The organism is Ruegeria sp. N7 (assembly GCF_056531345.1).
The window spans coordinates 1-24,339 of sequence record NZ_JBQFLR010000030.1; the positions used below are offsets into that span (position 1 = coordinate 1).

24 protein-coding genes are annotated in these 24,339 nt (G+C 55.5%); 14 read left to right on the plus strand and 10 right to left on the minus strand.

Annotated features, from left to right (window positions below; genetic code table 11):
• Nucleotides 1-1,079: 1,079 nt before the first annotated feature.
• From ACR0ES_RS19490 to ACR0ES_RS19510, 5 genes are all read left to right on the plus strand, one after another.
• Nucleotides 1,080-1,421, plus strand: coding sequence for a hypothetical protein (locus tag ACR0ES_RS19490; protein ID WP_480473967.1), 342 nt, complete (start codon nt 1,080-1,082; stop codon nt 1,419-1,421).
• Nucleotides 1,422-1,516: 95 nt separating this feature from the next.
• Nucleotides 1,517-1,948 carry a c-type cytochrome gene (locus ACR0ES_RS19495; protein ID WP_480483822.1) on the plus strand — a complete coding sequence of 144 codons (432 nt, stop codon included), beginning with the start codon at nt 1,517-1,519 and terminating at the stop codon, nt 1,946-1,948.
• 10 nt (nt 1,949-1,958) lie between these two features.
• Nucleotides 1,959-2,300 carry a copper resistance CopC family protein gene (locus ACR0ES_RS19500; protein ID WP_480559583.1) on the plus strand — a complete coding sequence of 114 codons (342 nt, stop codon included), beginning with the start codon at nt 1,959-1,961 and terminating at the stop codon, nt 2,298-2,300.
• 2 nt (nt 2,301-2,302) lie between these two features.
• Nucleotides 2,303-3,169 carry a copper resistance D family protein gene (locus tag ACR0ES_RS19505; protein ID WP_480871548.1) on the plus strand — a complete coding sequence of 289 codons (867 nt, stop codon included), beginning with the start codon at nt 2,303-2,305 and terminating at the stop codon, nt 3,167-3,169.
• An 11-nt stretch (nt 3,170-3,180) separates the two neighbouring features.
• Entirely contained in the window at nt 3,181-3,615 is a 435-nt protein-coding gene (locus ACR0ES_RS19510; protein ID WP_480871549.1) for a c-type cytochrome, read from the plus strand.
• A gap of 338 nt (nt 3,616-3,953) precedes the next feature.
• On the opposite strand, the gene ACR0ES_RS19515 is transcribed toward ACR0ES_RS19510, so the two are convergent.
• The 6 genes from ACR0ES_RS19515 to ACR0ES_RS19540 all read right to left on the minus strand — a co-directional run bounded on the left by ACR0ES_RS19515 (nt 3,954) and on the right by ACR0ES_RS19540 (nt 7,281).
• On the minus strand, nt 3,954-4,613 hold the full coding sequence (locus tag ACR0ES_RS19515) for a DUF2461 domain-containing protein (RefSeq protein WP_480774489.1): 660 nt from the start codon (nt 4,611-4,613) through the stop codon (nt 3,954-3,956).
• Nucleotides 4,614-4,625: 12 nt separating this feature from the next.
• On the minus strand, nt 4,626-4,970 hold the full coding sequence (locus ACR0ES_RS19520; RefSeq protein WP_480774488.1) for a TfoX/Sxy family protein: 345 nt from the start codon (nt 4,968-4,970) through the stop codon (nt 4,626-4,628).
• On the minus strand, nt 4,970-5,191 hold the full coding sequence (locus ACR0ES_RS19525) for an MAPEG family protein (RefSeq protein ID WP_480774487.1): 222 nt from the start codon (nt 5,189-5,191) through the stop codon (nt 4,970-4,972). Before ACR0ES_RS19525 ends, ACR0ES_RS19520 begins: the two co-directional genes overlap by 1 nt.
• A gap of 24 nt (nt 5,192-5,215) precedes the next feature.
• On the minus strand, nt 5,216-5,602 hold the full coding sequence (locus ACR0ES_RS19530; protein WP_480774486.1) for a VOC family protein: 387 nt from the start codon (nt 5,600-5,602) through the stop codon (nt 5,216-5,218).
• A gap of 68 nt (nt 5,603-5,670) precedes the next feature.
• Entirely contained in the window at nt 5,671-6,906 is a 1,236-nt protein-coding gene (locus ACR0ES_RS19535) for an RNA polymerase sigma factor (protein ID WP_480871550.1), read from the minus strand.
• Nucleotides 6,907-6,909: 3 nt separating this feature from the next.
• The gene (locus ACR0ES_RS19540) at nt 6,910-7,281 is read right to left on the minus strand and encodes a YciI family protein (RefSeq protein ID WP_480483831.1); all 372 of its coding nucleotides are present in this window, start codon (nt 7,279-7,281) and stop codon (nt 6,910-6,912) included.
• A 227-nt stretch (nt 7,282-7,508) separates the two neighbouring features.
• On the opposite strand from ACR0ES_RS19540, the gene ACR0ES_RS19545 reads away from it, so the two are divergent.
• Nucleotides 7,509-9,731 carry a HEAT repeat domain-containing protein gene (locus tag ACR0ES_RS19545; RefSeq protein WP_480871551.1) on the plus strand — a complete coding sequence of 741 codons (2,223 nt, stop codon included), beginning with the start codon at nt 7,509-7,511 and terminating at the stop codon, nt 9,729-9,731.
• A gap of 99 nt (nt 9,732-9,830) precedes the next feature.
• On the opposite strand, the gene ACR0ES_RS19550 is transcribed toward ACR0ES_RS19545, so the two are convergent.
• A complete protein-coding gene (locus tag ACR0ES_RS19550) occupies nt 9,831-10,736 on the minus strand; it encodes a LysR substrate-binding domain-containing protein (protein ID WP_209598847.1) in 906 nt (301 codons plus the stop codon).
• Nucleotides 10,737-10,914: 178 nt separating this feature from the next.
• On the opposite strand from ACR0ES_RS19550, the gene ugpB reads away from it, so the two are divergent.
• The 5 genes from ugpB (at nt 10,915) to ACR0ES_RS19575 (ending at nt 16,021) form a co-directional block, all read left to right on the plus strand.
• Nucleotides 10,915-12,225, plus strand: a complete 1,311-nt coding sequence (gene ugpB / locus ACR0ES_RS19555) for a sn-glycerol-3-phosphate ABC transporter substrate-binding protein UgpB (protein WP_209505977.1) — start codon at nt 10,915-10,917, stop codon at nt 12,223-12,225.
• 63 nt (nt 12,226-12,288) lie between these two features.
• Entirely contained in the window at nt 12,289-13,170 is an 882-nt protein-coding gene (gene ugpA, locus ACR0ES_RS19560; protein ID WP_480473981.1) for a sn-glycerol-3-phosphate ABC transporter permease UgpA, read from the plus strand.
• A gap of 20 nt (nt 13,171-13,190) precedes the next feature.
• Nucleotides 13,191-14,027 carry a sn-glycerol-3-phosphate ABC transporter permease UgpE gene (gene ugpE / locus ACR0ES_RS19565; protein ID WP_480871558.1) on the plus strand — a complete coding sequence of 279 codons (837 nt, stop codon included), beginning with the start codon at nt 13,191-13,193 and terminating at the stop codon, nt 14,025-14,027.
• A 3-nt stretch (nt 14,028-14,030) separates the two neighbouring features.
• A complete protein-coding gene (ugpC, locus tag ACR0ES_RS19570) occupies nt 14,031-15,086 on the plus strand; it encodes a sn-glycerol-3-phosphate ABC transporter ATP-binding protein UgpC (RefSeq protein WP_480487253.1) in 1,056 nt (351 codons plus the stop codon).
• Nucleotides 15,086-16,021, plus strand: a complete 936-nt coding sequence (locus ACR0ES_RS19575; RefSeq protein ID WP_480871552.1) for a glycerophosphodiester phosphodiesterase family protein — start codon at nt 15,086-15,088, stop codon at nt 16,019-16,021. Before ugpC ends, ACR0ES_RS19575 begins: the two co-directional genes overlap by 1 nt.
• A 73-nt stretch (nt 16,022-16,094) precedes the next feature.
• Here ACR0ES_RS19575 and ACR0ES_RS19580 read toward each other — a convergent pair whose 3' ends face one another.
• Both ACR0ES_RS19580 and ACR0ES_RS19585 read right to left on the minus strand, forming a co-directional pair.
• Nucleotides 16,095-17,780: a tryptophan halogenase family protein gene (locus ACR0ES_RS19580; RefSeq protein ID WP_267365576.1), complete on the minus strand. Its 1,686-nt coding sequence runs from the start codon at nt 17,778-17,780 to the stop codon at nt 16,095-16,097.
• A gap of 73 nt (nt 17,781-17,853) precedes the next feature.
• A complete protein-coding gene (locus ACR0ES_RS19585; RefSeq protein ID WP_480871553.1) occupies nt 17,854-19,371 on the minus strand; it encodes a malonate--CoA ligase in 1,518 nt (505 codons plus the stop codon).
• 280 nt (nt 19,372-19,651) lie between these two features.
• Here ACR0ES_RS19585 and ACR0ES_RS19590 point away from each other — a divergent pair, with 280 nt between their 5' ends.
• The 3 genes from ACR0ES_RS19590 to ACR0ES_RS19600 are packed head-to-tail and all read left to right on the plus strand — an operon-like array spanning nt 19,652 to nt 23,401.
• Entirely contained in the window at nt 19,652-21,178 is a 1,527-nt protein-coding gene (locus tag ACR0ES_RS19590; RefSeq protein ID WP_480871554.1) for a DUF4153 domain-containing protein, read from the plus strand.
• A gap of 13 nt (nt 21,179-21,191) precedes the next feature.
• Nucleotides 21,192-21,884: a response regulator gene (locus ACR0ES_RS19595; protein WP_480487262.1), complete on the plus strand. Its 693-nt coding sequence runs from the start codon at nt 21,192-21,194 to the stop codon at nt 21,882-21,884.
• Complete coding sequence (locus tag ACR0ES_RS19600) at nt 21,869-23,401, plus strand: sensor histidine kinase (RefSeq protein WP_480871556.1); 1,533 nt, start codon at nt 21,869-21,871, stop codon at nt 23,399-23,401. The genes ACR0ES_RS19595 and ACR0ES_RS19600 overlap by 16 nt, the downstream gene beginning before the upstream one ends.
• Before the next feature lie 366 nt (nt 23,402-23,767).
• On the opposite strand, the gene ACR0ES_RS19605 is transcribed toward ACR0ES_RS19600, so the two are convergent.
• Nucleotides 23,768-24,339 (minus strand): DUF3604 domain-containing protein (locus tag ACR0ES_RS19605; protein WP_480871557.1); only part of this gene is annotated, 572 nt, incomplete at its 5' end.

Sequence of the window (24,339 nt, forward strand, 5' to 3'; positions counted from 1 at the left end):
TCAGCATTGGGCTGGAAAAGCCCTGTCGCATTCGAAAGGAAAGTGGCTTAAACGAGCACTTGGGGCGGCACAAAAACGGGACAGGTCCAAAACGAAAGAAACCGCATAGTATTTCGCCGACGCGATCTACACTGAGATCATACATGTTCTTGCAAGCCAGCGTATCGCTGGCTTTTTCTTTGCCATTGAAAGGAAAAACTTTGCTGCAAAAAAGGAATGTTGGGTGCAGCAAACGAGTTACCGCGCATTGATTTCATTGTGCTTTTTCGGGCGAAAAAGGAAAACCTTTGAGGGTCGAGCCAAACAATACAACCAGATAGCAAGCATTAGAGCGGTGTGACACACAGGTGTGACACAAAATGAAGCTGTATGCGTATCTCTCTCTGTCCGACACGGCATCTACTACTTCCGTTGGCCACTGCCCGGCACAAGACCAAGCACCAAACGTCGGGCAGTGCATTGGTCTATCGCCCACCAGCCCCGGAAAACATCATTCCAACGGATCAGAGGCCGACGATGCACTAACAATCAAACTGGACCAGTCAGATGAGGCTGTTCACTATCAACAGCGGCCTCGTGATCACCAAACATAAACTGGCTAAACTGGTTGTTTGCGAGTGCGCCTTTGCTAAGTAGCTTACTCAAACGCCCCACAACGAGCTTCGCCGATAGCGTCATGGTGAGGTCCATAGCAACCCTCTGCACCATGGCCATGCCAGTCACCGTGGTGATGCCTGTCCGTGCATGCGGCCATAGCTATGAGTATAGCCAAAAACGCCACCGTTCCCCGGGTTGCTTTTATGCTGAAGCTCTGACCCATTTGCGAAGCACTTTGCCAACAACTTGGCAAACTACGCTTTGACACATGTCAACACTCAACCACAGCGTCGCCCAAATCACTGCAGTTAGGGGTTTAGTACGAAGGACCTTCTCGTGTTGCTGTCTAGGAAAAGGGGAAGCTTCAATCAATTGTCCGAACAAAAAACTGGTCGTGATCCGAAAAACCAAAGGGCTGGCGTTGTCATGCTTGGTCTGCTGCAGTAGCGTCCTGAACCATGGTCATCCGACGATACTCAATTGTGCTACTAGTCAGCGTTCTGGTCACCCTGACCGGTTTTGGCACCGTTGTTCATGCGCTATCAGATGGCTGCATCGGCCTTCACTGTGAAAGCCACATGCAATCAACAGAACACGCTTCCGTGGCTAAAAATAGCATCGATAAGTCGTCCCCAAACAGCCACCATGACCCGGACAGTTCAGGAACCGGCGAGTGTAATCCCTCTATCTGCCAAGCCATTGTTTTGCTCGCCCAGAACGGAGAAGCCGCGCAGGATCAACGTGAAATTGATCCAGAGTTTCAGATTGGAACTCAAGCCAAGCCGATTGAACCGGATAACCCATACAAGCCCCCTGACCTTTGAAGCAGCGTAAATCCTTGCGAACATCTGCGACCTGCGCGTGCCGCTGTTCGCAGTGAATCGCAGCACTACCAGCTTCCAAAAGTCAGGATCAACTCATGAGAAAAAGTCTCTTATTCATCGGCGCAGGCACCGTCGCAGCCGTCGCCGCTTTCATAACCCTTCGGCCCGGCCCAATCGAAGAGGCCACATCGCCAGAGACAGGCACAGGCGGCGCCATAGTCGCAATTCAGATGCCGCCAATCGAGGGCAACGCAGTAATCGGTCAGCGTGTCTTTGATGTCTCTTGCGCTGCTTGCCACGGCGTCAATGCGGTCGGTGTAGAAGGCGCGGGACCGCCTCTGATCCACAAGATATACGAGCCCAGCCACCACGCTGACGAAGCCTTTCAGAGGGCGGTTTCACAAGGTGTAAGAAGCCATCATTGGCAGTTTGGTGACATGCCGCCGGTCGAGGGATTGACGCGAGGTGACGTTGCCATGGTGATCGCGTACATTCGTGAAATTCAACGTGCCAACGGAATAAATTGAGGACAGGACCATGAAAAAGATCGTAACTCTCGTAATCATGGCTGCTATTCCCAGCGGGGTACTGGCGCATTCCAAGGCCGAAGAAACGACACCTGCCAATGGGGCGACTGTAACCTCTGTGCCCGCTGAAATTGGCCTCAGCTTCACCAAGGACATCCGGCTGACGCGGATAGAGATGGCCCATGAAGAACACTCGGCAGTAAGCCTAGATTTGGGGGACCAGACAAGTTTTAGTCAGGAGTTCACGATCCCACTGCCGGGCAATGGAACCGGCACCTATGTCATCGAGTGGCGTGGTTTAGGTAAAGACGGCCATGCGATGCAGGGCGAGTTTTCCTTTTCCGTGGAATGAGCATGCCAGACATTTGGGGAGTTGTCGCAATCCTCGCAAAGCTGGTGCTCTACATCGGCTTTGCTGGGTCCACCGGGCTTGTCGCCGTTAAGTGCCTTTATTCCGAACTAGTCGCGCCGGTAAGCCTTGCGATGAAGCGCCAAGCCTTGGTCTTGGCGTGGCTTTCCCTCGCAGCAACGGTATTTGGTTTCATGCTCCGAGGAGCCGCCTTAACAGGCGGAGTTGACGGCATGGTCGATCCAGAGATGCTTGGCTTGCTTTGGCAGACCTCCGTAGGCGACGTACTTGCTTATCGCCTTTCAGGCGCAGTTTTGATCCTTGTGGGACTGTCTGTTCCTCGCTTTGGTCTATGGATCGCGCTGTTGGGTGGCACATTGGCCATGTGGTCCTTTGCACAGATCGGACATGTACCGGAACTGGAGAGTGTTGGCGTCCAATTGTTGCTGCTGTTGCACCTGCTGTGTGTGGCCTTTTGGGTGGGTATATTTGGCCCGCTGCGGAGTATGGCTCTCATGCCTGAACACCTGACAGATGCAGCAGTGTTAGGGCACAGGTTTGGACAGGCTGCTGCACTTATTGTGCCAACGCTAGTCGCGGCGGGTCTGTGGATGGCTTGGTTGCTTGTCGGCAATCTCCAAGGGCTCTTGTTCACCGGCTACGGGCAGACGCTTTTGATCAAGGTGTTTCTTGTGGCACTGCTGTTGATCCTCGCCGCTGCCAACAAGCTCCGATTTGTTCCGGCCATGCAAAGTGGAGAGGCAATAGCAGCGCAACGCCTCGCCCGATCCATCGAGGTTGAGGCAATAATCGTATTAGTGGTGCTGGCGACAACGGCGACACTCACGAGCGTACTAACGCTTCCGAGTTAAGGTAGGTAGAGATGAACAATCACATTTGCGCACTGGCTATATGCAGCATTGGTACGAGCCTTGCTGCAGATCATGAGTTGATAGATAGAGACCTAGCGAATGGGCAGGAACTCTACGCAGTGCACTGTGCCTCATGCCATGGAGTGAATCTGGAAGGACAACCTGACTGGCAAACACCCAACGATGACGGGGTGTTGCCCGCGCCACCACATGACGTGACAGGGCACACTTGGCACCACGACAACCAGCTACTGTTCGAGTACACCAGACTAGGTGGGGCAGACACATTGGCAGCACGCGGCATTAAAGACTTCAACAGTGGTATGCCGGGTTTCGAGGGCACGCTGACTAACGAAGATATTTTGGACGTGCTGGGTTACATACGCTCCACATGGCCCGACGATGTTCAGCAAATGCAGGCCAGCCGCAACCTTCCCCACCAGTAAAAGACAGCTGGCCTCGTAAAGGTTTGGACGTACACAGTACACTGTAGCAGGTTGTGCAACTTCAAGTGTGACTTCAAGAGAAGCCACAGTGCAAACAAGAAATCTACAATAGTATTTACGATCAGTGTATCAGGCGTTCGGCGGCGTTTCCCGCAGGCTCCACCATATCCAAACAGAAAAAACAGAGGGCAAACACTGGAGCGGCGTGGCACACAGGTGCGACCCAAAATGAAGCTGCATACTTATCTCTCACTTTTCAGACACAGCGTTGAACGATTGAGGTCGGCACCTTGGCGATATCCATCGAGCCTATGTTCCCCGCATATGGAAAGATGGGGTTACTCGACCCGAGAAAGCAGCAGAAAAACAGGTAAGAGGTCGTCGAACAATTCTATAGTTCTTTCAATGAGGTTTGGTTCGATTGCAAAGGCGGGATTTCCCAGATCCGTCCAGACGGTAAAGCCTTTGCGGCGCAATGCTTCATCATTTGGATGATCTTTGTCAAAACCGGAGGGAACACGTTTCAATTCAGGATCCCCGACCCGGAATCCACGCTTTCGCATCTCAGCGGCAAGCTGTATCACCTCTGCCCCTTTGGGGCCTGCCATCTCTGTTCGAAAGGCATCCAACGCTTCCTTTTCGTACTGAAACACCCCGCAGCCAAGCGCCAGATCATCGGGTGAGAGCCCAAAGAACCACATCGGTGGCTGATCCGCATTCCCGTCAGGGATAAACGCAATATGCAGGTGTGCGTTGTAAGGTGTTTTGTCCTTGGAAAATCGGACATCCCGATGAATACGAAAAATCTTGCTGCTGTGGGTCTGGCCAGTCAGATCAAGCAATGCATCCGCCATGTTATCCGCGAAGTGCCTGCTGGCCTCCTTCAAATGGGTCTCGTAAATTGCTTTGTTGGCTGCAAACCATTCCTTCGTGTTATTGGCCCGCAAGTGCCTGAGAAAACCAAGCGCTGCGGGTGAGAAACTTTCAAATTTGGCCATTGATTTCTCCGTTCAGTCTTTCGCGGGAAGGGCTGCGGCGTGTTCGAGACAAAGGTGTAACCAGCGCAGCAAAGCGGCGTCATCGCAATCACTCTCATCCACGCGGATAAAACCACCCAGTTTGCGTGCACCGTGAATCACTTCCTGAGCCGCAGGGTCCGCCAGCGCAATGCTTTCGTTGTTCTTGCCCACCCGGAACATGAAACGGCCCAGCCCGTCGTTATGCCGCCGCGCCCCGCACAGCATGTTGCCGTTCAAGAAAAAGCAATTGCCACCCATCATACGCTTTTCTGAAATGCCCACATGCGCGGCCAAAGTGTCACGAATGCGTGCGTTGAGGGTTTCATCCACCGGCATCAGCTGGATGCCTCAGGCTGCCGGTGGATCGACGGCGCGAACGAAACATATTCGACGAAGTTTCCATTTGACCGCATTACGCGCAAGAGCCTGTTGCCCCCATCCCATAACGGATGGATACCCGCCTTAGATCGACGCAGGCCAAAAGCAGTCGCCAGTGGAACGGTTACCCAGACCAATACCGCCGCAATAACCTGCACGATGTGCGAATATTGTTCCATCTGCGCCCTCCTTTCAGGCAGTTCTCAGGGTTTCATGCTTTCATAAGTGATCAATGCAAAGCGGGCACCTTGCGGGTCGTTCAGCGTGGCCATGCGACCGACACCCGGCATATCCATCGCGGGTTGAAGAACTGTGGCGCCTTTGGCTTCGGCCTTTGCAACACTCGCATCCACGTCGGCCACCGTGAAGAAGATCGTCCAGCTTCCATGCGCCTCCGGCATTGGTGAAAAGCCTCCGATAGCGGTCTCGCCCACAACTGCGGCCGAATAACTTGACCCATCCTGCATCGGCATATCGCTGATCTTCCAGCCCAGCACATCCTGATAAAAGGATTTGGCCTTGCTCTGATCCGGCCCAGAATGCCCGATCCATCCTGAATTTCCGACAGCCGTCATCTCAAGTATACTCATGGGTACCTCCGTTGGTTACGCCCGCCACATACGGGTCTGACCCTAGGACGTATGAGGAGTGTGTTTTCCTACAGGCCCTCCAATTCTTTTTTGCTAATTTTGATTTTTTCGTTGATCACGTCGCACTCCAACGCGGTGGGAGAAAGCGCCAACACGGTTTCAAAGGCGGAAATGGCGTCTTTATGATCCCCCGCTTCTTGCAAAAGGCCACCTCGCATCGCGTGAAACCAACGATAGTTGGACAGCTCCTGTGACAGCGGATTCATTGCCTTCAAAGCATATTGTGGACCGTGTAGCTTGGCCTGTGCGGCAATCTGGTTGAGCCGGATCACAGGTGTCGGCTGCAATGCGTAAAGGGCGGCGTAGTGGCTTTCGATTAACGCCCAGTTGGTTTCTTCGGACGAGGTTGAACAGGCATGTGCCTGAGCGATTGCAGCCTGGATGATATAGACCCCGCGGTGGCCAATCCGCTGGGCTTTTTGCAACAGCGATGTAGCCTCAGCGATATTCGAGCGATCCCAAAGATCGCGGTTCTGATCGTCGAGTGCGACGAGCTTGCCTTCGGTGTCAATCCGGGCCTGGCGCCGGGCGTGTTGAAACAACAATAGCGCCAGCAATGCGGCCTGCTCGCCCATTGCAGGGAACAATGCGACAAGAAGGCGGGCAAGCCGGATCGCTTCTTTGCATAGCGTGAGCTTGATTTGCTGCGGCCCGGCCGAGGTCGACCACCCTTCGCTGAACATCAGATAAACCATTGTCGAGACTTCACCCAACCGGGCTTGCCTTTCAGCCGGGCTCGGCGTTTCAAAGGCGACCGGGTTATTTGCTATTTTCTTTTTGGCGCGGGTAATGCGCTGTTCCATGGTCTTGGACTTGACCAGAAATCCGCTGGCGATCTCATCGACGCTCAGCCCCGCGACCACCCGCAAGGCGATGGCGATCTGATCCCGCCGGTCCAGTTCCGGGTGACAACAGATGAACAGCAAGCGCAGGACATCATCCCGCATCTCGTCAGGGTCGGGTGTTTCCGCCGGCATCGGTTGAAACTCCTCTGCGTGGCGCGACAGGATTGCCGCGCGCCGCCGGGATTTGCGTAAATCATCCAGACCCGCATTCCGGGCCGTGGCCAGAAGCCATGCCAATGGATCACGAGGCGCCCCGTCCTGAGGCCAAACCGCCAAGGCTTTCAGGCAGGCGTCGGCAAAGGCCTCCTCTGCGGTGTCCAGATCCCGAAAAGCCCGCGTCAGGGCAGCAATGGCGCGCGGGCGTTGTTCAGCAAATGTGGCCTCCAGCCAGTCTGACATGATCTATTCCGACGATATGGCACCCCCGGCCCAGGCCACAGGCCGAACTTCCAGCCGCGCGACCGGTGAAGAGATCAGTTTTGCATGTTCCAACGCTTCTTCAAGATCTTTGAAATCAGCGGCGTAAAACCCAAGGAAGTTTTCCTTGGTCTCGGAAAACGGGCCATCGGTGATCAGGGGGGCAGCACCTTCGGACGCCGCCGGTTCGACCATTACCGCTGACGTTGGCGGCATCAGTTTTATCGACACAAACTCTCCGCGTTCCGACAAAACCGCTTGCAGGGCGCGATGGCCTGACATCACTTCGTCCTGGCGATCTTTCGGCAATGCCTCGAACACGCCCGGTTCCCCATAAATTGTGATTGCGTAGATCATTTTCGCCTCCATGCGTTGGTCGCATTGTGCAAGGACGCGCGACGCCATGCAAATCCGACAACACGCAGAGCCGACAGATTGCCCAGACCGCTTTTGTCTGAAAACCCAGCAGTCCGGGCTTCCATTGCCATCCAGATAACAGGTCGGGGGATTTCAAAAACCGGAGCAAAACCGGTACCTTGAAAACCGGTTCCCAGAAAAATGGCTAAATGGTAGGCTGCGAGACTATGGAAAGCCGGCCAAATCGTCGATTAGCAGCCATCTTAGCCGCCGATATCGCAGGCTATTCAAGATTGGTTGGCTTGGATGAAGAAGGCACCATCGACAAGCTGCGCCGGATCCGCGCTGAAGTTATCGAGCCCTTGATCGCCGGGTATTCAGGGCGCATTGCGAACACAGCCGGTGATAGTTTTCTGATCGAATTCCCCAGCGCAGTCGATGCGGTTCGCGCTGCAGTCGAGATACAGGCCGAACTGTCGAAAAGAAACTCGGATACCGAACCTGATCGCGCAATCGTTTTTCGGATCGGTTTGAATGTCGGCGATGTCGTCTCAAACGCCGATGACATCTTGGGTGATGGTGTCAACGTTGCCGCACGGCTTGAGGCGCTGGCAGAACCTGGGGGGATTATTGCCTCGCAGGCGATTGTCGGATACGCGCGCAACAAGGTGCCCTTCGCCTTTACGCCAATTGGCCCGCAATCCGTCAAGAATATTGCGGACCCTATTGAGGCGTTCCGCGTCAAAACAGATGCGTTGACCCCGGCGATAAAGCAGAAAACGAAGAAAGCACCGCATTTAATGAAGCTGGCTGCAATCCTGATCGTGTTGGGCGCGACCGGGTATATCGGGACAAAGACATGGGAAAAGGGTCAGCTGCGCGCTTCTGAGGCACAGATGGCTTACCCTCTGCCGGACCTGCCCTCGATCGCCGTGCTTCCCTTGACGAATTTCACCAGCGACGCGTCCAACAAGATGTTGATAGATGGCGTTTCCGAGGATCTGATAACGGACCTGTCCCGCATATCAGGGTTATTTGTCATCGCCGGTAACACATCCTTTGCATTTCAGGACCGCGACATTGATGCGGCAGGTTTTGCCGAGAAACTGGGCGTTCGCTATGTCGTTGATGGAAGCCTTAGACGTAGCGGAGAGGGTTTTCGGGTCAACATCCGCCTGACGGACACGTTGAACGGCAGATTGATTTGGGCGGAACGTTTCGACGGTGAAATCGATGAGATCTTCGACCTGCAAAACAACATTGTACTGGCGATTGCGCGCGAGTTGGATGTCCCGCTCGACACGCAAAGCCGGATTGCTATCGAAAACATAGAGACTGAAAAGATCGAGGCGCGCGAAGCGTTCCAGCGCGGGTGGGAGCTTTATTCACGCTTCAATGAACAGGACAATCAGGCTGCAATTCCGCATTTTGAGCGCGCGGTCGAACTGGACCCGAATTACGCGCGAGCCTGGGCGATGTTAGCTATGGTACATTTGCGACCGCACATCTTCCACCACTGGTCAGGCTTTGCGAATGCTGACGAACAGATGCATATTGGGCTGTTCTATAAATATTACCGCGAACTGACGCATCAGGACACCTCGCTCATCCACGTCATCAGGGCAATTGTCGCTCTCAACCTTCCGGATTGGGACAGTGCCGAGGGTGTAAGTCGGGGAACGGAAGAAGCGAGACAAGAAGCCGCAAAGGCCATCGCCCTGCAACCAAGCGACCCAGAATCGCATTTGACAATGGGATGGGCTTTGATCGCGGGTGGCGAGCCAGAGGAAGGGCTGGCGTTTGTGCAGGCTGCGATGCGCCTCGACCCGGAATACCCCAGTCACTACGCGTTATTTCAAGGTGCCGCGCTGTTTGCCATGAATGATCTGACAGGCTCAGAGGCGGTCATTATGTCTGAGCTGGATAGAAACCCGCAGGCAGTTGAGTTGATGCCATTTGCGGCCTCGATCTTGGCCTTAAACGGCGACCGAAATGCCGCAAGGGCAATGATCGAACGATGGCAGAAAGGAGAGAATGAGAGTGTTCTGGATGAAGTTGTACGAGAGTATTTCTTTATCGTGCGATGGATCGGCGAGCATCAGCATTTAAACAACCGCTTGAAAAACGGCCTTCAATTGGCCGCGCTTCCGCCGAGCACCACAGTTGCAAGCCTCAAAGCTGATCTGATGCGCGGAGATGCCAAGGAACAACGTGACGCGGCTCAGTCTTTGGCGCTCTTTGGGGCCGATGCAGCCCCAGCCGTTCCGGAACTGATCATGCTGTTGGGCAGCCCTTCGGTTTTTGTCAGAAAAGAAGCCGCCAACGCATTGGGTGAAATCGGCGGGAAAGCATCCCCCGCTTTGCCTGCATTGGAAGCAGCCGCAGACGGGTCTTTGTCGGGTAGATTTGCCGCCCGAGCCATTGAACAGATACGCGGAGCCTCACAATAACGACGACTTTGGGCGTATTCGATCCCTTGGCTCCTGCTTTTTCTGGAGAGTGTTGGCTGGAAACGCGGGCAGGTATCCTTCGTCCCGGTGACCGCAGCCTCACGCAAGTGTTCTGAACGCATTCAGACTTTCGCTGAAATGCTCGATGAACTCCAGTGTTATCAAAGACGGCTGCTTCAGAACCGGGCGTACCAGCGAAAGTGTATGCGGCAAAAACGGCTTGAATGGCCTGTAGCTTAGCCCCCGGTCTGTGTAATGGACAGCGTCCAGTTCGCTGACGATTGAGACACCAACGCCTTTTATGGCCAATTCACATGCCGCCGTGAATTGCCGGACTTCGATATGAGAGTTGAGTGTAACATTGGCCTGCTGAAATGCCTTCGAAAGCCGTCCGAAAAAGTCGCTGTCGCGCCGCGTATGTATGATGTTCTCATCTGCAAGATCGGATGGCGTCACCTCCGAGAGGTTCTCAAGCGCGTGATTTTTCGGGAATACGCAAACCGTGCGCACATCTACATTTCTGCTTTCCACCCCCGGATGACCGTTAAAGCCATCGGTGATTCCAAAGTCATATTGTTCGCCAACCATCCATTCCAATATCCGTTCCGGCCTGTCCGGTTCGATCGTCATGGTGACACCTGGCCGGTCTTTCAGAAAACTTGCCACAACATCCGGCAGATGGCTGGTGGCGAAACCGGGCAGGCAGGCGACGCGGATATGCCCGGCTTTACGCTGTGTGATATTCTGACTCGCGTCCGATATCTGCTTCATCAATTCCAAGACACGGTCCACGCTGGGTTGCAGATAGCGAACTTCCTGGGTTGGCACCAATCGCCCTTTGCGGCGATCAAAAAGTTGAAAACCAAACGATTTTTCAAGATCCGACAGCAACCTGCTGACAGCTGGTTGGCTCACCCCCAAATCGGCGGCCGCTGCTGTGACCGAACCATTGGTGGTCACCGCCATAAGCGCTTCCAGTTGCCTAATTCTCAAAGTTTGTCTCATTGCAGACCCAGTTCCGCTTTTTTATTCACACTGTATAACATTGTATTATGTTTTTTGCCAATAAGTAGGGCTTGAATTATATTTCTGTAACGGTAACGTCGTGAAATCGTCATGTGTGTCGAATACGCGTTGCAGTCGGTACTCAACGAAGCATCAAACCTGATGCATGGGAGGAATCATGAAAAAGAATTTGCTTGGCGCTCTTGCCGTTACAACTGCCTTGTCCCCCTTGGCGGCAATGGCACAAACCGAAGTTCAATTCTGGCATGCCTTTACCGGCCGCCTTGGCGAACTTGTCAAAGCGCAGGTTGAAGAGTTCAACGCCAGTCAGGATGAGTTTGTCGTGGTCGAAAGCCACAAGGGCAACTATTCGGAAACCCTGAACGCTGGCATTGCCGCGTTCCGTGCTGGCGAACAGCCACACATCCTGATGGTTTTCGAAGTTGGCACCGCAACGATGATGTCGGCAAAAGGCGCGATCAAGCCGGTCTACGAAGTCATGGCTGAAAGTGGCGCGTCTTTTGATCCCGACGCCTATATCGGTGCGGTGAAAGGTTACTACACCACCACCGACGGAGATATGTTGTCGCTGCCGTTCAACTCTTCCACGCCGGTCTTGTGGGTCAACCGAGATGCCATGCAGGCAGCAGGCGTTGATCCCGACACCGACCTGTCGACTTGGGAAAAGGTTGGCGACGTTCTGGAGCAACTCAAAGCCGGAGGCGAGGACTGCCCGCTGGTGACGGCATGGCAAAGCTGGATACACCTGGAAAACCTGTCTGCCTATCACAACGTACCATTTGCATCGCAGGACAATGGTTTTGCCGGTCTGGACACAGAACTGATGCTGAATGGCCCGGTACAGGTCGCGCACCTGAGCGCCATGGGCGACTGGGCCAAGGATGGTAAATTCATCTATACCGGTCGCAGAAATGAAGGCGGCGCAAACTTCCGGGCGGGTGAGTGTGCCTTGTTCACCGAAAGCTCGGCCGGGTATGCCGGGATCAAAGCCGAGGCCGAGTTCGACTTTGATGTGCGTCCGCTGCCGTATTGGGAAGCGGTCACAAGCGAGCCTCAAAACACCATCATCGGCGGTGCATCGCTTTGGGTGATGGAAGGTCATGATCCCGAAGAATATAAAGGCGTTGGTGAGTTCCTGAGCTTCTTGTCCTCGTCCGACGTTCAGGCGGCATGGCACCAGAATACCGGCTATCTTCCGATTACCGCAGAAGCCGGTGAAGCGACCCGTGCAGCCGGTTTCTATGATGAAAACCCGGGCACCGATATCGCTGTGATCCAGATGACCGCGAAAGAGCCGACAGCAAACTCGAAAGGTCTGCGTCTGGGATCGTTCGATCAAATCCGCGGTATCATCGATGAGGAGCTTGAGGCCATCTGGTCCGGCGAGAAATCCGCCCAGGAAGCCATGGACAGCGCAAAAGAACGCGGTGACGCGCTTCTGCGCAGGTTCGAATCGGCAAATCAATAAACCTCTGAAATCCGGTGCGGGCTCGGCAGAGCCCGCATCCACTTTTCCCGGCGGGTCATCAGGATGGAAAAACGCGTCACATTTCGCGGCTGGCTGTTGCCATTGGCGCTGATCGCCCCACAGGTCGCCATTTCTGCCGTATTCTTCTTCTATCCCGCTGCACAAGCTGTATGGCAGTCGCTGTTCATCCCAGATCCGTTCGGGTTGTCGTCCAAGTTCGTCGGTCTGGGCAATTTTGAATTTCTGCTAAGCGACAAGTTTTATCGCGCATCCTTCGTAACCACGGCGGTGTTTTCGACGCTTGTTACGCTCTGCTCCATGATCCCGGCCCTGTTTCTGGCTGTCATTGCAGATCGGCTGATCAAAGGATCCGGAGCTTATCGGACGCTGCTGATTTGGCCTTATGCAGTCGCTCCCGCGGTTGCAGGTGTGCTCTGGCTGTTCATGTTCAACACGCGCGTCGGTGTCGTGTCGTGGTATCTTGGACAGCTGGGCTATGACTGGAACCACGTCTTGAATGGCACCGAGGCGATGGGGCTTGTGGTTGTCGCTTCGGCCTGGGGGCGCATCAGTTATAACTTTTTGTTCTTCTTCGCCGCACTCCAGTCGGTTCCGCGGTCGGTCATCGAGGCCGCAGCGATCGATGGCGCACGGTTCTGGCGCAGGTTTTTCACGATTGTCCTGCCGTTGCTGTCACCGACAGCGTTTTTCCTGCTTGTAGTGAATGTGGTCTATGCGTTCTTTGAAACTTTCGGCGTAATCCACACAATCACCGGTGGCGGTCCGCAGCAGGCCACGACCATTCTGGTCTACAAAGTCTTTTCAGACGGGTTCGTCGGTCAGGATCTGGGCTCGTCTTCGGCGCAATCGGTCATTTTGCTGATTGTCGTCGGCCTTCTGACCGTCATTCAGTTCAAGTACGTGGAAAAGAGGGTGCATTACTGATGGCAGCCCAACAGCACGGAATGGTCGAAAAGCGCGGAGCGGGTATCTGGCTGACACATGCCCTGATGATCCTTGGCGTTCTGGTCATCTTCTTTCCGATTTGGCTGGCATTTGTCGCCTCAACCGTTACCCAGCCGGAAGTTGTATCACCACCCATGCCGCTTTTGCCGGGTGATCAGTTCTGGGAGAACTACAAGGCAGCCCTGTTTTCCGGCGTGAATGTCCCCGTCGCAACGATGCTGTTCAACAGCCTTGTAATGGCCATCGGGATTGCAGTGGGCAAGATCATCATTTCACTGCTTTCGGCATTTGCAATCGTCTATTTCCGCTTTCCCGGTCGAACAACGTTCTTTTGGCTGATCTTCCTGACCCTTATGTTGCCGGTCGAAGTGCGCATCGTTCCGACATTTGAGGTCGTGGCCGGGTTCGGCATGCTCAACAGCTATTACGGGCTGATCTTTCCGCTGATCGCCTCGGCCACGGCGACCTTCCTGTTCCGTCAGTTCTTTCTGACAATCCCGGACGAGCTTGCCGAAGCTTCGCGTGTGGATGGTGCCCGGCCTATGCGGTTTTTCATCGATATCGTCGTACCGATGAGCCGGACAAACATCGCGGCACTGTTCGTCATCCTGTTTATCTATGGGTGGAACCAGTATCTGTGGCCGCTGCTTATCACCACCGACCCTGAAATGAACACCATTGTGATGGGCATCAAGCAGATGTTCCCGTCTGGCGATGATGTAGCTGATTGGCCGGTCATCATGGCAACCTCCATTCTGGCGATGATCCCGCCGGTCATCGTGGTGGTGTCGATGCAAAAGCTTTTTGTCCGCGGCCTTGTCGATAGCGAGAAATAGAAAATGGCAACAGTAACCCTGGAGAATGTCAAAAAGAGCTTTGGCCCGACAGATGTCATACATGGCATCGACATCCACATCGAAGATGGCGAGTTTATTGTCATCGTCGGCCCTTCGGGCTGCGGAAAATCCACGCTGTTGCGGATGGTGGCAGGGCTTGAGACCGTGACCGCGGGTGAAATCCGGATTGGTGCGGAACGGGCCAACGAAAAAGAGCCGATGGATCGCGACATTGCCATGGTGTTCCAGAACTATGCGCTCTACCCGCATATGTCGGTCCGGCAGAACATGGGCTATGGCCTGAAGATCGCAGGGTTGCCCAAGGCCCAGATCGATCAAAAAGTGACCGAGGCGGCCAGGCTATTGCAGCTTGAACCATTGCTGGATCGCAAACCCAGACAATTGTCAGGCGGCCAACGTCAGAGAGTGGCTATGGGTCGCGCGATTGTCCGTGAACCTGCGGTGTTCCTGTTTGACGAGCCTCTTTCGAACCTGGACGCAAAGCTTCGCGTGCAGATGCGGCTTGAGATTCGTGAACTACAGGAAAAACTGGGGATCACGTCGCTTTATGTAACCCACGATCAGGTTGAAGCCATGACAATGGCCGACAGGATGATCGTCATGAACGGCGGTATCGCCGAACAGGTTGGCACACCGCTAGAGGTATACGAAACGCCAAGAACCCTGTTTGCGGCACAGTTCATCGGCAGCCCCGCGATGAATGTCTTTGAGGCCCAACGCGAAAACGGAACCGTCATGATTGGTGGGGTCGCGGTTGGTTCGTCGCAGGGCCCTGATACTGCCTTCAAGCTGGGGGTACGACCCGAGCATCTATTGCTGGATGACAATGGCACAATTGAGGCTACGATTCAGATGGCAGAGCCACTGGGGGCAAACACGCTGTTGCACGGTCAACTGACCGGCTTGGGCGATCCGATCACGATCAGCCTTCCGGGTGTGCACCCGATCGAAGGCCGACATCCGAACATGCGGTTTTCTGTGTCCTCAGACCATATGCATATGTTTGACCGATCCACCGGTGAAAGGCTGGAAGGCTGATGGCATTCCCTCAGGTCGAGGCTTTCCGGGGGGGCGACAACCTGATCCGCATCGTAGGCCACCGGGGTGCGCGAGGTGTGTTGCCTGAAAACAGCATGATTGGCTTCGACTTTTCGCTGTCCATTGGCGTGCCGCTTCTGGAGTTTGATGTTGTCCTCACGGCTGACGACATCCCCGCCATAACCCATAATCACCGGCTGCACGCCCCCAGTTTTCGCGATGCTGACGGTCAGTTTTTGACCGGGGAAGAGCCGAAGGTTTCAACTCTGACGTTTGAGCAGATTCAGAAGTTCGATATCGGGCGGTTGGATGGGAATTCTGCCTATGGTCGGCGATTTCCAGATCAGGCGCTAATGGATGGCGTTCGCGTTCCAAGACTGCTTGACCTGCTGGATCTGGTGAGTGACCCCCAACATAGCGATGCCTGTCTGATGCTCGAGCTGAAGTCGGACCCCGATTTGGCCCATGACGCGCGCTACAGAGAGAAGTTTGTCCGTCTTGTCCTGCAAGAGGTCCGTTCCAGGGCCCTGTCGTCGCGCGCCGTTCTGCACAGTTTCGACTGGAATCTGTTGGAAGAATGTCAGCGGCAAGCGCCTGATATGCCATCTTCTTATCTGACCCAACTTCCCGAAAACGCCGAGGATGTAGGGGAGGATTCTTCAAAAGCAGTCTGCCCGGATTTTCGAGGCCGCAAAGGCGATATTCCGCTATTGGTCAAGCAAGCGGGCGGCTCACTGTGGTGCCCGTATTATGCAGATGTAACTGCCGAAAACGTCGAACTGGCCAAGGATTTGGGCCTTTGCGTTGCGGTTTGGACGGTCAATGACCCTGTAGACATTGCCAAGATGATCGACCTGCGTGTGGATGCCATTGTTTCTGATTATCCGGGTCGGGTGCAAAGGCACTTGTCTGACCGGGGTATGAGCTGGCGTTAAACCGCCCTGAAGGCCGGGGCTGAATGCCTCGTCCTTCAGTTTCTTAAATTTCCTTCGTAAGGGCAGAGAACCGCTAGAACAGTTGCAAATCCTTCGCGCCGCTTTGGATTTCAGCAAAGTTCGGCATGTTCTGGATCGTAACAGGTGCGGGTTTCGTGCCCGGCATCGCAACCGTCGGTTTCGCCACGTTCGCCATCCCAAAGACCGGTTTTTCCAGCTCACCCCGGATATCGCGCAGCAGCGTTTTATGATCCGGCATCACTTTGACTATCTGCGCAAGATCCTCTTTCGCACGCTGCATGCCCTGGAACCAGATCACTTTCTTCAACGGTCGCAAACGATCTCGGATGCCGGTACCGTAACCCGTATCATAGACCTGTTTACCCAACAGAACCGTTTGATAAACACGATGGTCAAACAGCGTGGCAAATTCCACATCGTGATCCATCGGCAGACGGTGCTGCCACAGCTCCAGATTCTCGGCCAGCCGATCCGGTATCTTCATCTCTGTCCGCGCGTCGATCCAATAGGGATCATCCTTTCGGTTGCCCAATCGGTAGTGCAGGCAGATGAATTCCAGAACCTCGTTATAAAGCTTGTCCATCTGCCGGTTGTATCTTGCCCGCAGTGACGGTGCGACGTCGCGCGTCGGCAAGTGTTCTGCAAACCAGCGCACTGCGTGGTCAATCATGTGGATCGCGGTACTTTCCAACGGCTCGATAAACCCGCCGGACAGACCAATTGCCACACAATTCTTGACCCAGGCATTGCGCACGCGCCCGACGCGCATCGGGATGATCCGCGGTGTCAAACCCTTGCCGCTGTCACCCAGCCATTCAAGATATTCGTCGGCCGCCTGATCATCCGTTCGATGCGCCGAGGAGAACACATAGCCTGTACCCACACGATTGTAGAGCGGCACCCGCCACGTCCACCCCGCGCCCAGCGCGGTCGACCGCGTGAGGCTTTCGATTTTATTGGGATTGCGGTGTTCAACCTGCAACGCCATGGCGCGGTCATTGGGCAGATAGTCCGAATAATCCAAAAACGGCTCGCCCAGTGCCTGATTGATGATCAGGCCGCGGAACCCGGTGCAATCGATGACCATTTCAATGTCATGACGGCCCGCGCGCTCAAGCATCAGATGGCTGACGTTGCCCTGTTCATCCAGCTCAACCTTCTGTACCTCGTCCTGAATATGCTCGACACCGCGCTTGGTGCAGACCGTGGTTAGCATGCCCGCAAACTTCACGGCATCCAGATGATAGGCATAGCCAAAACGCTGTTCAAACTCGGGCTGACCCAGCTGCCGCGCGCCTTTGCACAGACGGCCCAGATGATCGTGGGGCGAAATGGACTGTGTAAAGTCCCTCTCTCCATTGCCAAAGCGCAGGAAATACTCGGCGGCGTCCAACCCTTCCAGCATCTGGCCATGGGCAAAGGGGTTCACGTAATCGATGCGTTTTCCTTTGGGGTCCTTGTTCCAGTTGCAGAACTTCACGCCCAGCTTGAATGACGCGTTCGTTTCGCGGAAAAAATCCCGTTCGGAAATGCCCGCCTGACGGAGCGTGACCGGCATGCGTGGCACCGTAGCCTCACCCACACCCACGGTCGAAATGTTGGGGCTTTCGATCAGGCAGATATGTGGTCGGTCTTTTGTTGCTGAAGTGCGTGAAAACACCATGTCCAGGATCAACGCGGTCATCCAGCCTGCCGTGCCGCCACCTACGATGGTGATTTTGCGCAAACGATTGTTCATATTCTTCTGTCCCCATTGGTTTTGAGGACTATATCAAGTTTCCGACGCTTATCTAGGCTCTGCCATTATGTGCTTATGACCCAGCTTTGAACATATCCCTGTACTGGTCGCGCAAAATGTTCTTTTGGACTTTTCCCATCGTATTGCGGGGCAATTCATCCAGTTGAATAAGCATTCGGGGATGCTTGAACCGCGCCAGGCTGTCGCGCACTGCGCCCATGATCGCGTCGAGATCCGGAGATTGCCCGGATTCGGCAACAATCAGGCCCAGCACGGTTTCACCGAAGTCGGGATGCGGCACGCCGATCACTGCACTCTCGAGAACACCGGGCTGGCCGTCCAGAACCAATTCAATTTCCTTGGGGTAGATATTGTAGCCACCCGAAATGATCAGGTCCTTGTTGCGCCCGACGATATGGATGTAGCCATCTTCGTCGATACGTCCGAGATCACCGGTGATAAAGAACCCGTTTTCGCGCAGCTCGGCAGCCGTCTTTTCCGGCATCTGCCAATATCCCTTGAACACGTTCGGGCCACGCACTTCGATCTCGCCGATTTCACCCTGCGGCAAAGGGTTGCCGTCTGCATCGCATATCTTCAGTTCGACCCCCGGCAAGGGAAACCCAACCGTGCCCGCGCGACGTTCGCCGTCATAGGGGTTCGAGGTGTTCATATTGGTTTCAGTCATGCCATAGCGTTCTAGGATACGATGCCCGGTACGCTCCTGGAATTGTGCATGGGTATCCGCCAGCAATGGGGCCGAACCCGAAACGAACAGGCGCATGTGTTCGGTCAGCTCGCTGGTAAAACGCGCGTCGGCCAGCAGGCGCGTATAGAAGGTCGGAACGCCCATCATCGACGTGGCTCCGGGCATTCTGTTAATGATCTGATCCGGGTCGAATTTTGGCAGCCAGATCATGCTTCCGCCGACAGCCAGAATGATATTGGTGGCCACAAACAGCCCATGCGTGTGAAAGATCGGCAGCGCGTGCAACAGAACGTCTTCCGACGTGAACCGCCACTCTTCGACCAGTGTCCGCGCATTGGACAACAGGTTGTTCTGGGTCAGCATCGCGCCTTTTGAACGTCCGGTGGTGCCCGACGTGTAAAGAAACGCCGCCAGATCCTCACCGTCCCGATCCACGGTCGCAAAGCTGTCTGGCATTGCAACCGCCAGATCCATCAGCGAGCCCGAGCCATCCGCATTCAGCGTTTCCACCCTGCCCCCAAAACGCACGGCAATCAGGGTCAGTTGGTCTTTGCTTCGGCCATCGCAGACAACAAGTGACGCGCCGCTGTTTTCGATGAAATACGTCAGTTCGTCCACGGTATAGGCGGTGTTCAGCGGCAGGAAAACCAGGCCTGCCTGCGCGCATGCCGCGTATAGCGCCAGCGCCTCAGGCGATTTATCGACCTGAGCCGCAACCCGGTCCCCGGGTTTTAGGCCCAGTTGCGTGGCCACATGGGCGATCCGGGCGGCTGTACTCAGAAAGTTTCGATAGGTGACGGTCGTCCCGTCTGTCAGGTGCAGGAAAGCCGTATCTTTGTCGGCGTGAATGCCAAACAAATCATCATAGAGAGGGTTAGCCATGTTCGATCCTCCGTTTCCCCAGCCATAACGGCGAACCGCTTCTTAGGGGAAGGTTCAACTGTGTCACACTGCGCTTTTGCTTGCAGTTCAATGCCTGATCGCGTCGCTTTTATTGCCCGGCGCGAGTTGCAGCTCGGAACCCGTGGTGGGTAATGCCTTTCACCGCCTCTGCACATTTTCTGCACGAAAGCCCCATGAAGGCTGCGGATACGTCGCGCCAAAGATGCAAGCGCCGCAGGCAATCTGCCGGGAAAGGAAACCTGCAAGCAGGAGACAGGACATGAGGCAGGAACTGACAATTCGCGGCGTGCCGGACAGCATCGTGCTGGACGCGTGGTGGCTGGGAAAGATGGACGAGGCCCCCCGATGGGGAGGCAACAGACGACAGCAGAGTGGCTCTCTGATGTCCACGCTGAAAATGCGCCATGCGATCCCGTTTCTTGCATCGCTGGTAGCGCTTGCTGATTGGTTGTTTTGGGAACAACCGCTAGGCATTTCTGTCTCAGTCTTCGCGCTGGTCTTGTCCGCCGCGATCATGGCGATGAAACCCCGGCGGGCGACTGCAACGGAATGGCTCATAGCCGCCGCATTTGCCTTGTTCACCAACCTGCCGGTGGCCATCGATTTGCAGCTTCTATCGTTATTGTTCAGCCTTGCTGGTTTGGTCAGTCTGGCCACCTGGGCGCTATTCGGTCAGGCCGTAAACGAACGTCTGCTGCTGCGCTCCGCCCTGCGCCTGCCTTCCATCGGCGCGACGCTTTTGCTGCGCGACACATGTCGCACCGCGGTTGCCGCCGATCTTGGGTCCGACAGCCGTCGCCACGCAGCCTCGCTGGCGTTGCCCCTACTATTGGGTGCGGTCTTCCTTGCCTTGCTGGCCGCCGCCAATCCGGTGCTGGAAGATCTTCTGGCAGAGCTGGACCCAAGTCTTTTGTTCGAAGGGTACTTTTGGCTACGACTTCTGTTCTGGGGTGTTATGGCCTCGCTGCTGTGGCCGTTCCTTAACCTCAGCGATCCATGGCTGGGCGGCATTGCCCGCCCCGCCACCATGCCAAAGACAGGCCCAAGCCGGGCCGCATTTCTGATCAATCCAATCTCGGTGCGCAATTCGCTGTTGCTGTTCAACCTGATGTTTCTTGTACAAACCGTGATGGACCTTGGTATCCTGACCGGCGGTGTATCCCTGCCTCAAGGGATGAGCTATGCCGCTTATGCCCATCGGGGCGCTTATCCGCTGGTGGCGACGGCCCTGATGGCGGGCGTATTCACTCTGGTCACTCACAGCATGATCGGCGCGGACCGGACGTTGCGCATTCTGATCTACATGTGGTTGGCGCAAAACGTGTTCCTGGTGCTGACAGCTGCCATCCGGCTGCATCATTACGTCGACGCCTATGCGCTTACCTATTTGCGGGTGGCCGCCTTCATTTGGATGGCGCTGGTTTTCACCGGTTTGCTGCTGATCGTGGTGCAAATCCATCGCGGCTTTGGTACGACCTGGCTTCTGCGGCGTTGTTTTGCAGCGCTTCTGGTGGTCTTGTATATCTGCAACTTTGTGAATTTCGCATTAGTCATTGCCAGCTACAATCTGAGCCACGGCAGCGCTCTGACGCAACAGGATACCGGTTACATATGCAGCCTTGGTGCTGATGCTTACCCCGCCATCCGCGATCATGAAACCAGAACCGGACAGCAGGTCTGTGACGTATGGATGCGATATGATCTGAAAAAGGATGCAATCACCAACTGGCGCGAATGGGGCTTTCGGAGATGGCGGATCCAAGCCTATTATCGGCAGCAGAGTTGAAGGACCCCATTTGATGCCTGCACGCATTCTTGTTGTCGACGACGATCCGGATATCCTTGAGGTAACAAGGTTCGCGATTGAAAAGGCAGGTTATGCGCCACTTCTGGCCAGCGACGGCCTGACCGCGCTTGATACAAACCGTCAGGAAAGCCCCGACTTGATCGTGCTGGATATCGGGCTGCCCGAAAAGGATGGTCTGGAAGTATGCAGGGACATCCGCAAATCCTCGGACGTGCCGATCCTGTTCCTGACCGCCCGTGATGACGAGGTCGACCGTATCGTCGGGCTGGAACTGGGCGCCGATGATTATCTGACCAAACCCTTTTCCCCGCGCGAATTGGTGGCCCGGATTAAGGCCATCCTGAAGCGCAGCGCGCCGACACCTGCGCAGCCCGATCCGGTGCTGTCGCAAGGCAGCCTGCACCTGGATGCAGAGCGGCACCTGTGCAGGTTCGCGTCAACCCCTGTGACGCTGACCGGATCGGAATTTCGGCTGCTGGCAACTCTGATGGCCCGTCCCGACCGCGTTCTGTCAAGGGCGCAGCTGATCGATGCGCTTTACGGCTACAACATCCACGTCTCGGACCGCACCATTGACAGCCATATACGCAATGTCCGTGCCAAACTGGCCCAGGCCGGCTGTGCCGAAGGGATCGTGACCATTCACGGTGTCGGCCTCAGGATGGGCGCATGCACGCCCGGCTGAACCGCAAATGGCGCCCCAGATTGTGGACCATCGTTCTGCTGGTGCTGGGTATTGTCTTGTGCCTGCCCTTTGCCGGGTTGATCCTGTTCCGTTTTTACGACAGTCAACTGGTGCAACAGACCGAAGAAAGCCTGCTGACACAGGCTGCGGTCATGTCAGCGGCGTATGCCGAGCTTTATGCAGATGCAGCCGGGATCAAGCCGCCCCGCCCGAGTGCAATCTCAACCGAGCACGCGGTGTTCCCGTCACTGTCGGTCAATCGCGAAACGGTTCTGCCGCCGCGCCCGGACGCGCGACCCGCAACCGTCCGACCCGGCTCGGTCTATCAGGCAATCGCCGCCCCGCTAAGCCGCATCGCCAACGCCGCACAGGCGCAAACCCTTGCGGGTTACCGGATGCTGGACCTCGATGGGAACGTGTTTGCCGGTACTGCGGAAATCAGCCAAAAGCTGGGTCATGTTGACGAGGTTCGCGAGGCCCTTTCAGGGAAAACCGTCTCGGTCGCGCGCACCCGCGTGCGCGAGGATGCAACGCCTGCACTTTATACCCTCAGCCGCGGTGCCCGCGTGCGCGTTTTCGTGGCGATGCCAGTGTTCGTGGATCAGACCCTTATCGGGGCGGTTTACCTGAGCCGTACCCCGAACCATATTTTCCGCTTTCTGTACGGCGAACGTTTCAACCTTGCCAAAGCCGCGGCATTTGTTGCTTTGTCCGCGGCGCTAATCGGGTACGTGTTCTGGCGGTTCATCACCCGGCCGATCCACCTGTTGATCCAGCGCAGCCAGATGGCGGGCCATGGTGGTCAGGCATGGGAACCACCAGACCAGCTTGGCACGCGGGAAATTGCGGATCTGAGCCAGAGTTTTCAATCGCTGACGGAACGCTTGCAGGACAAGCAGGACGGATTGAAAACGTACACCGCCCATGTCACCCACGAGCTGAAGTCACCCCTCACCGCCTTGAAAGGCGCGGCAGAGCTGCTGCGCGACGATGATTTGTCACCAGCGCAGAAACACCGCCTGCTGGACACTGTGGACAAGGGCGGAAAGCGGATGGAGGATCTGCTGGCCAACATGCGCGCCTTCAGCCTGGCCGATCAGAGCGCCATTAACGGTACATGCTGTCTGAACGACATCACTGATCAGGTCGTCCAGACTTTCCCCGCGCTTGCGATCAAGACTGAGAACGATCAACTGCCCTTGCCCGTCGCGGCACCCACCCTGCACATCATATTGACACATATGCTCGAGAACGCTCAGCAACACGGCGCGCAGAATGCCGTGCTGACAGCCTATCAAAACGACGGTGTCGTCTGTCTAAGAATTGCGGATAATGGCCCCGGTATCAGTGAAGGGAACAAGGACAAGATTTTGCAGCCCTTCTTTACAACAAAAAGAGAGGCCGGTGGCACAGGTATGGGCCTGAATATTGTCAAAGCGACCATGGAAGCAATTGGTGGGCAACTCAGTGTTGTGCCAAGCAACCAAGGCGCTTGTTTTCTTCTGATTTTTAATTAATCGGGCGCGCAAGCCGCCTGTAAAAGGGGCAACATTCGCTGTTCAGAAGCTCGGAGGTTCTGTCTATCGAACCGCAGTCGCAGACTTTGCGCTTAGCCGCCATTCGCTCTGACACCGCTGCGCGTTTTGGCACATCAATGTCCGAGTGGCGTCAACTTTGCTAAGGATTAGTTCGGGTTGATCACCAAAAGTGAGACAGGTCCGACGCTTTCCAAATGGCCCTTTCCGAGCGCCGCCGCCAGCATATTGTTCAGGTTGTGTCGTGTCTTTCCACCGAGACCTGTTTTCGCACGAGAGGCGGTACCACTCTCAACCGCACCATCGAACAGTCGATCGCGTTATTTTCAACCCAAACTTGGCAATCAGTCAGCCTTGCGGCGTGTACCAGATTGGAGACGTGTAGGCACGCTCCTGCTGCGAAGTAGGAGCGCCTTCAGGGATGTCGATACCGTAGCGGTATGCGTCGTAGACGTACCAGGGTGGTGTCGGAATCTCGAGCACACGCGCGTAATAGAAAGCCGGGCGCGCCGGGTCGAATTCAGGATCAATCCAGATTGTCGCAAGTTCCGCGGCACCAATGGTGTTGGTCCAGGTTGCGGAAGCAACATCCACAGTGTCACCAACGGGCGGAACCTTTCCGTCGCTGCCAGTTTCGCGTTCGTCTGACCAGGCGACGTCAAAGACTTTCTCATCGGTCGTCCCGTCCTCATTGAGCCAACCTTTCACGATTTGCACGCGGTCGAGGTTAGCGCCAATTGGATCACGAAGGGCTGCCACCATGAACCTTGGTGCCTGTGCACCTTCGGAGGGGGTCATAAGGTCGGCACCCATCGGTACGCCTTTTGCATTGGACCTGTCCCGTTTTTGTGCCGCCCCAAGTGCTCGTTTAAGCCACTTTCCTTTCGAATGCGACAGGGCTTTTCCAGCCCAATGCTGAG

Bases quoted from the DNA above. Each gene is read 5' to 3' on its own strand.
- ugpA (WP_480473981.1), top strand. From the start codon at position 12,289: ATGGAAAAACGCGTCACATTTCGCGGCTGGCTGTTGCCATTGGCGCTG.
- ACR0ES_RS19550 (WP_209598847.1), bottom strand. From the start codon at position 10,736: ATGAGACAAACTTTGAGAATTAGGCAACTGGAAGCGCTTATGGCGGTG.
- ACR0ES_RS19510 (WP_480871549.1), top strand. From the start codon at position 3,181: ATGAACAATCACATTTGCGCACTGGCTATATGCAGCATTGGTACGAGC.
- ACR0ES_RS19525 (WP_480774487.1), bottom strand. From the start codon at position 5,191: ATGGAACAATATTCGCACATCGTGCAGGTTATTGCGGCGGTATTGGTC.
- ACR0ES_RS19500 (WP_480559583.1), top strand. From the start codon at position 1,959: ATGAAAAAGATCGTAACTCTCGTAATCATGGCTGCTATTCCCAGCGGG.
- ACR0ES_RS19495 (WP_480483822.1), top strand. From the start codon at position 1,517: ATGAGAAAAAGTCTCTTATTCATCGGCGCAGGCACCGTCGCAGCCGTC.
- ACR0ES_RS19600 (WP_480871556.1), top strand. From the start codon at position 21,869: ATGCACGCCCGGCTGAACCGCAAATGGCGCCCCAGATTGTGGACCATC.
- ACR0ES_RS19515 (WP_480774489.1), bottom strand. From the start codon at position 4,613: ATGGCCAAATTTGAAAGTTTCTCACCCGCAGCGCTTGGTTTTCTCAGG.
- ACR0ES_RS19530 (WP_480774486.1), bottom strand. From the start codon at position 5,602: ATGAGTATACTTGAGATGACGGCTGTCGGAAATTCAGGATGGATCGGG.
- ACR0ES_RS19595 (WP_480487262.1), top strand. From the start codon at position 21,192: ATGCCTGCACGCATTCTTGTTGTCGACGACGATCCGGATATCCTTGAG.
- ACR0ES_RS19535 (WP_480871550.1), bottom strand. From the start codon at position 6,906: ATGTCAGACTGGCTGGAGGCCACATTTGCTGAACAACGCCCGCGCGCC.
- ugpC (WP_480487253.1), top strand. From the start codon at position 14,031: ATGGCAACAGTAACCCTGGAGAATGTCAAAAAGAGCTTTGGCCCGACA.
- ACR0ES_RS19580 (WP_267365576.1), bottom strand. From the start codon at position 17,780: ATGAACAATCGTTTGCGCAAAATCACCATCGTAGGTGGCGGCACGGCA.
- ugpE (WP_480871558.1), top strand. From the start codon at position 13,191: ATGGTCGAAAAGCGCGGAGCGGGTATCTGGCTGACACATGCCCTGATG.
- ACR0ES_RS19585 (WP_480871553.1), bottom strand. From the start codon at position 19,371: ATGGCTAACCCTCTCTATGATGATTTGTTTGGCATTCACGCCGACAAA.
- ACR0ES_RS19520 (WP_480774488.1), bottom strand. From the start codon at position 4,970: ATGCCGGTGGATGAAACCCTCAACGCACGCATTCGTGACACTTTGGCC.
- ACR0ES_RS19540 (WP_480483831.1), bottom strand. From the start codon at position 7,281: ATGATCTACGCAATCACAATTTATGGGGAACCGGGCGTGTTCGAGGCA.
- ACR0ES_RS19545 (WP_480871551.1), top strand. From the start codon at position 7,509: ATGGAAAGCCGGCCAAATCGTCGATTAGCAGCCATCTTAGCCGCCGAT.
- ACR0ES_RS19505 (WP_480871548.1), top strand. From the start codon at position 2,303: ATGCCAGACATTTGGGGAGTTGTCGCAATCCTCGCAAAGCTGGTGCTC.
- ugpB (WP_209505977.1), top strand. From the start codon at position 10,915: ATGAAAAAGAATTTGCTTGGCGCTCTTGCCGTTACAACTGCCTTGTCC.
- ACR0ES_RS19590 (WP_480871554.1), top strand. From the start codon at position 19,652: ATGAGGCAGGAACTGACAATTCGCGGCGTGCCGGACAGCATCGTGCTG.
- ACR0ES_RS19575 (WP_480871552.1), top strand. From the start codon at position 15,086: ATGGCATTCCCTCAGGTCGAGGCTTTCCGGGGGGGCGACAACCTGATC.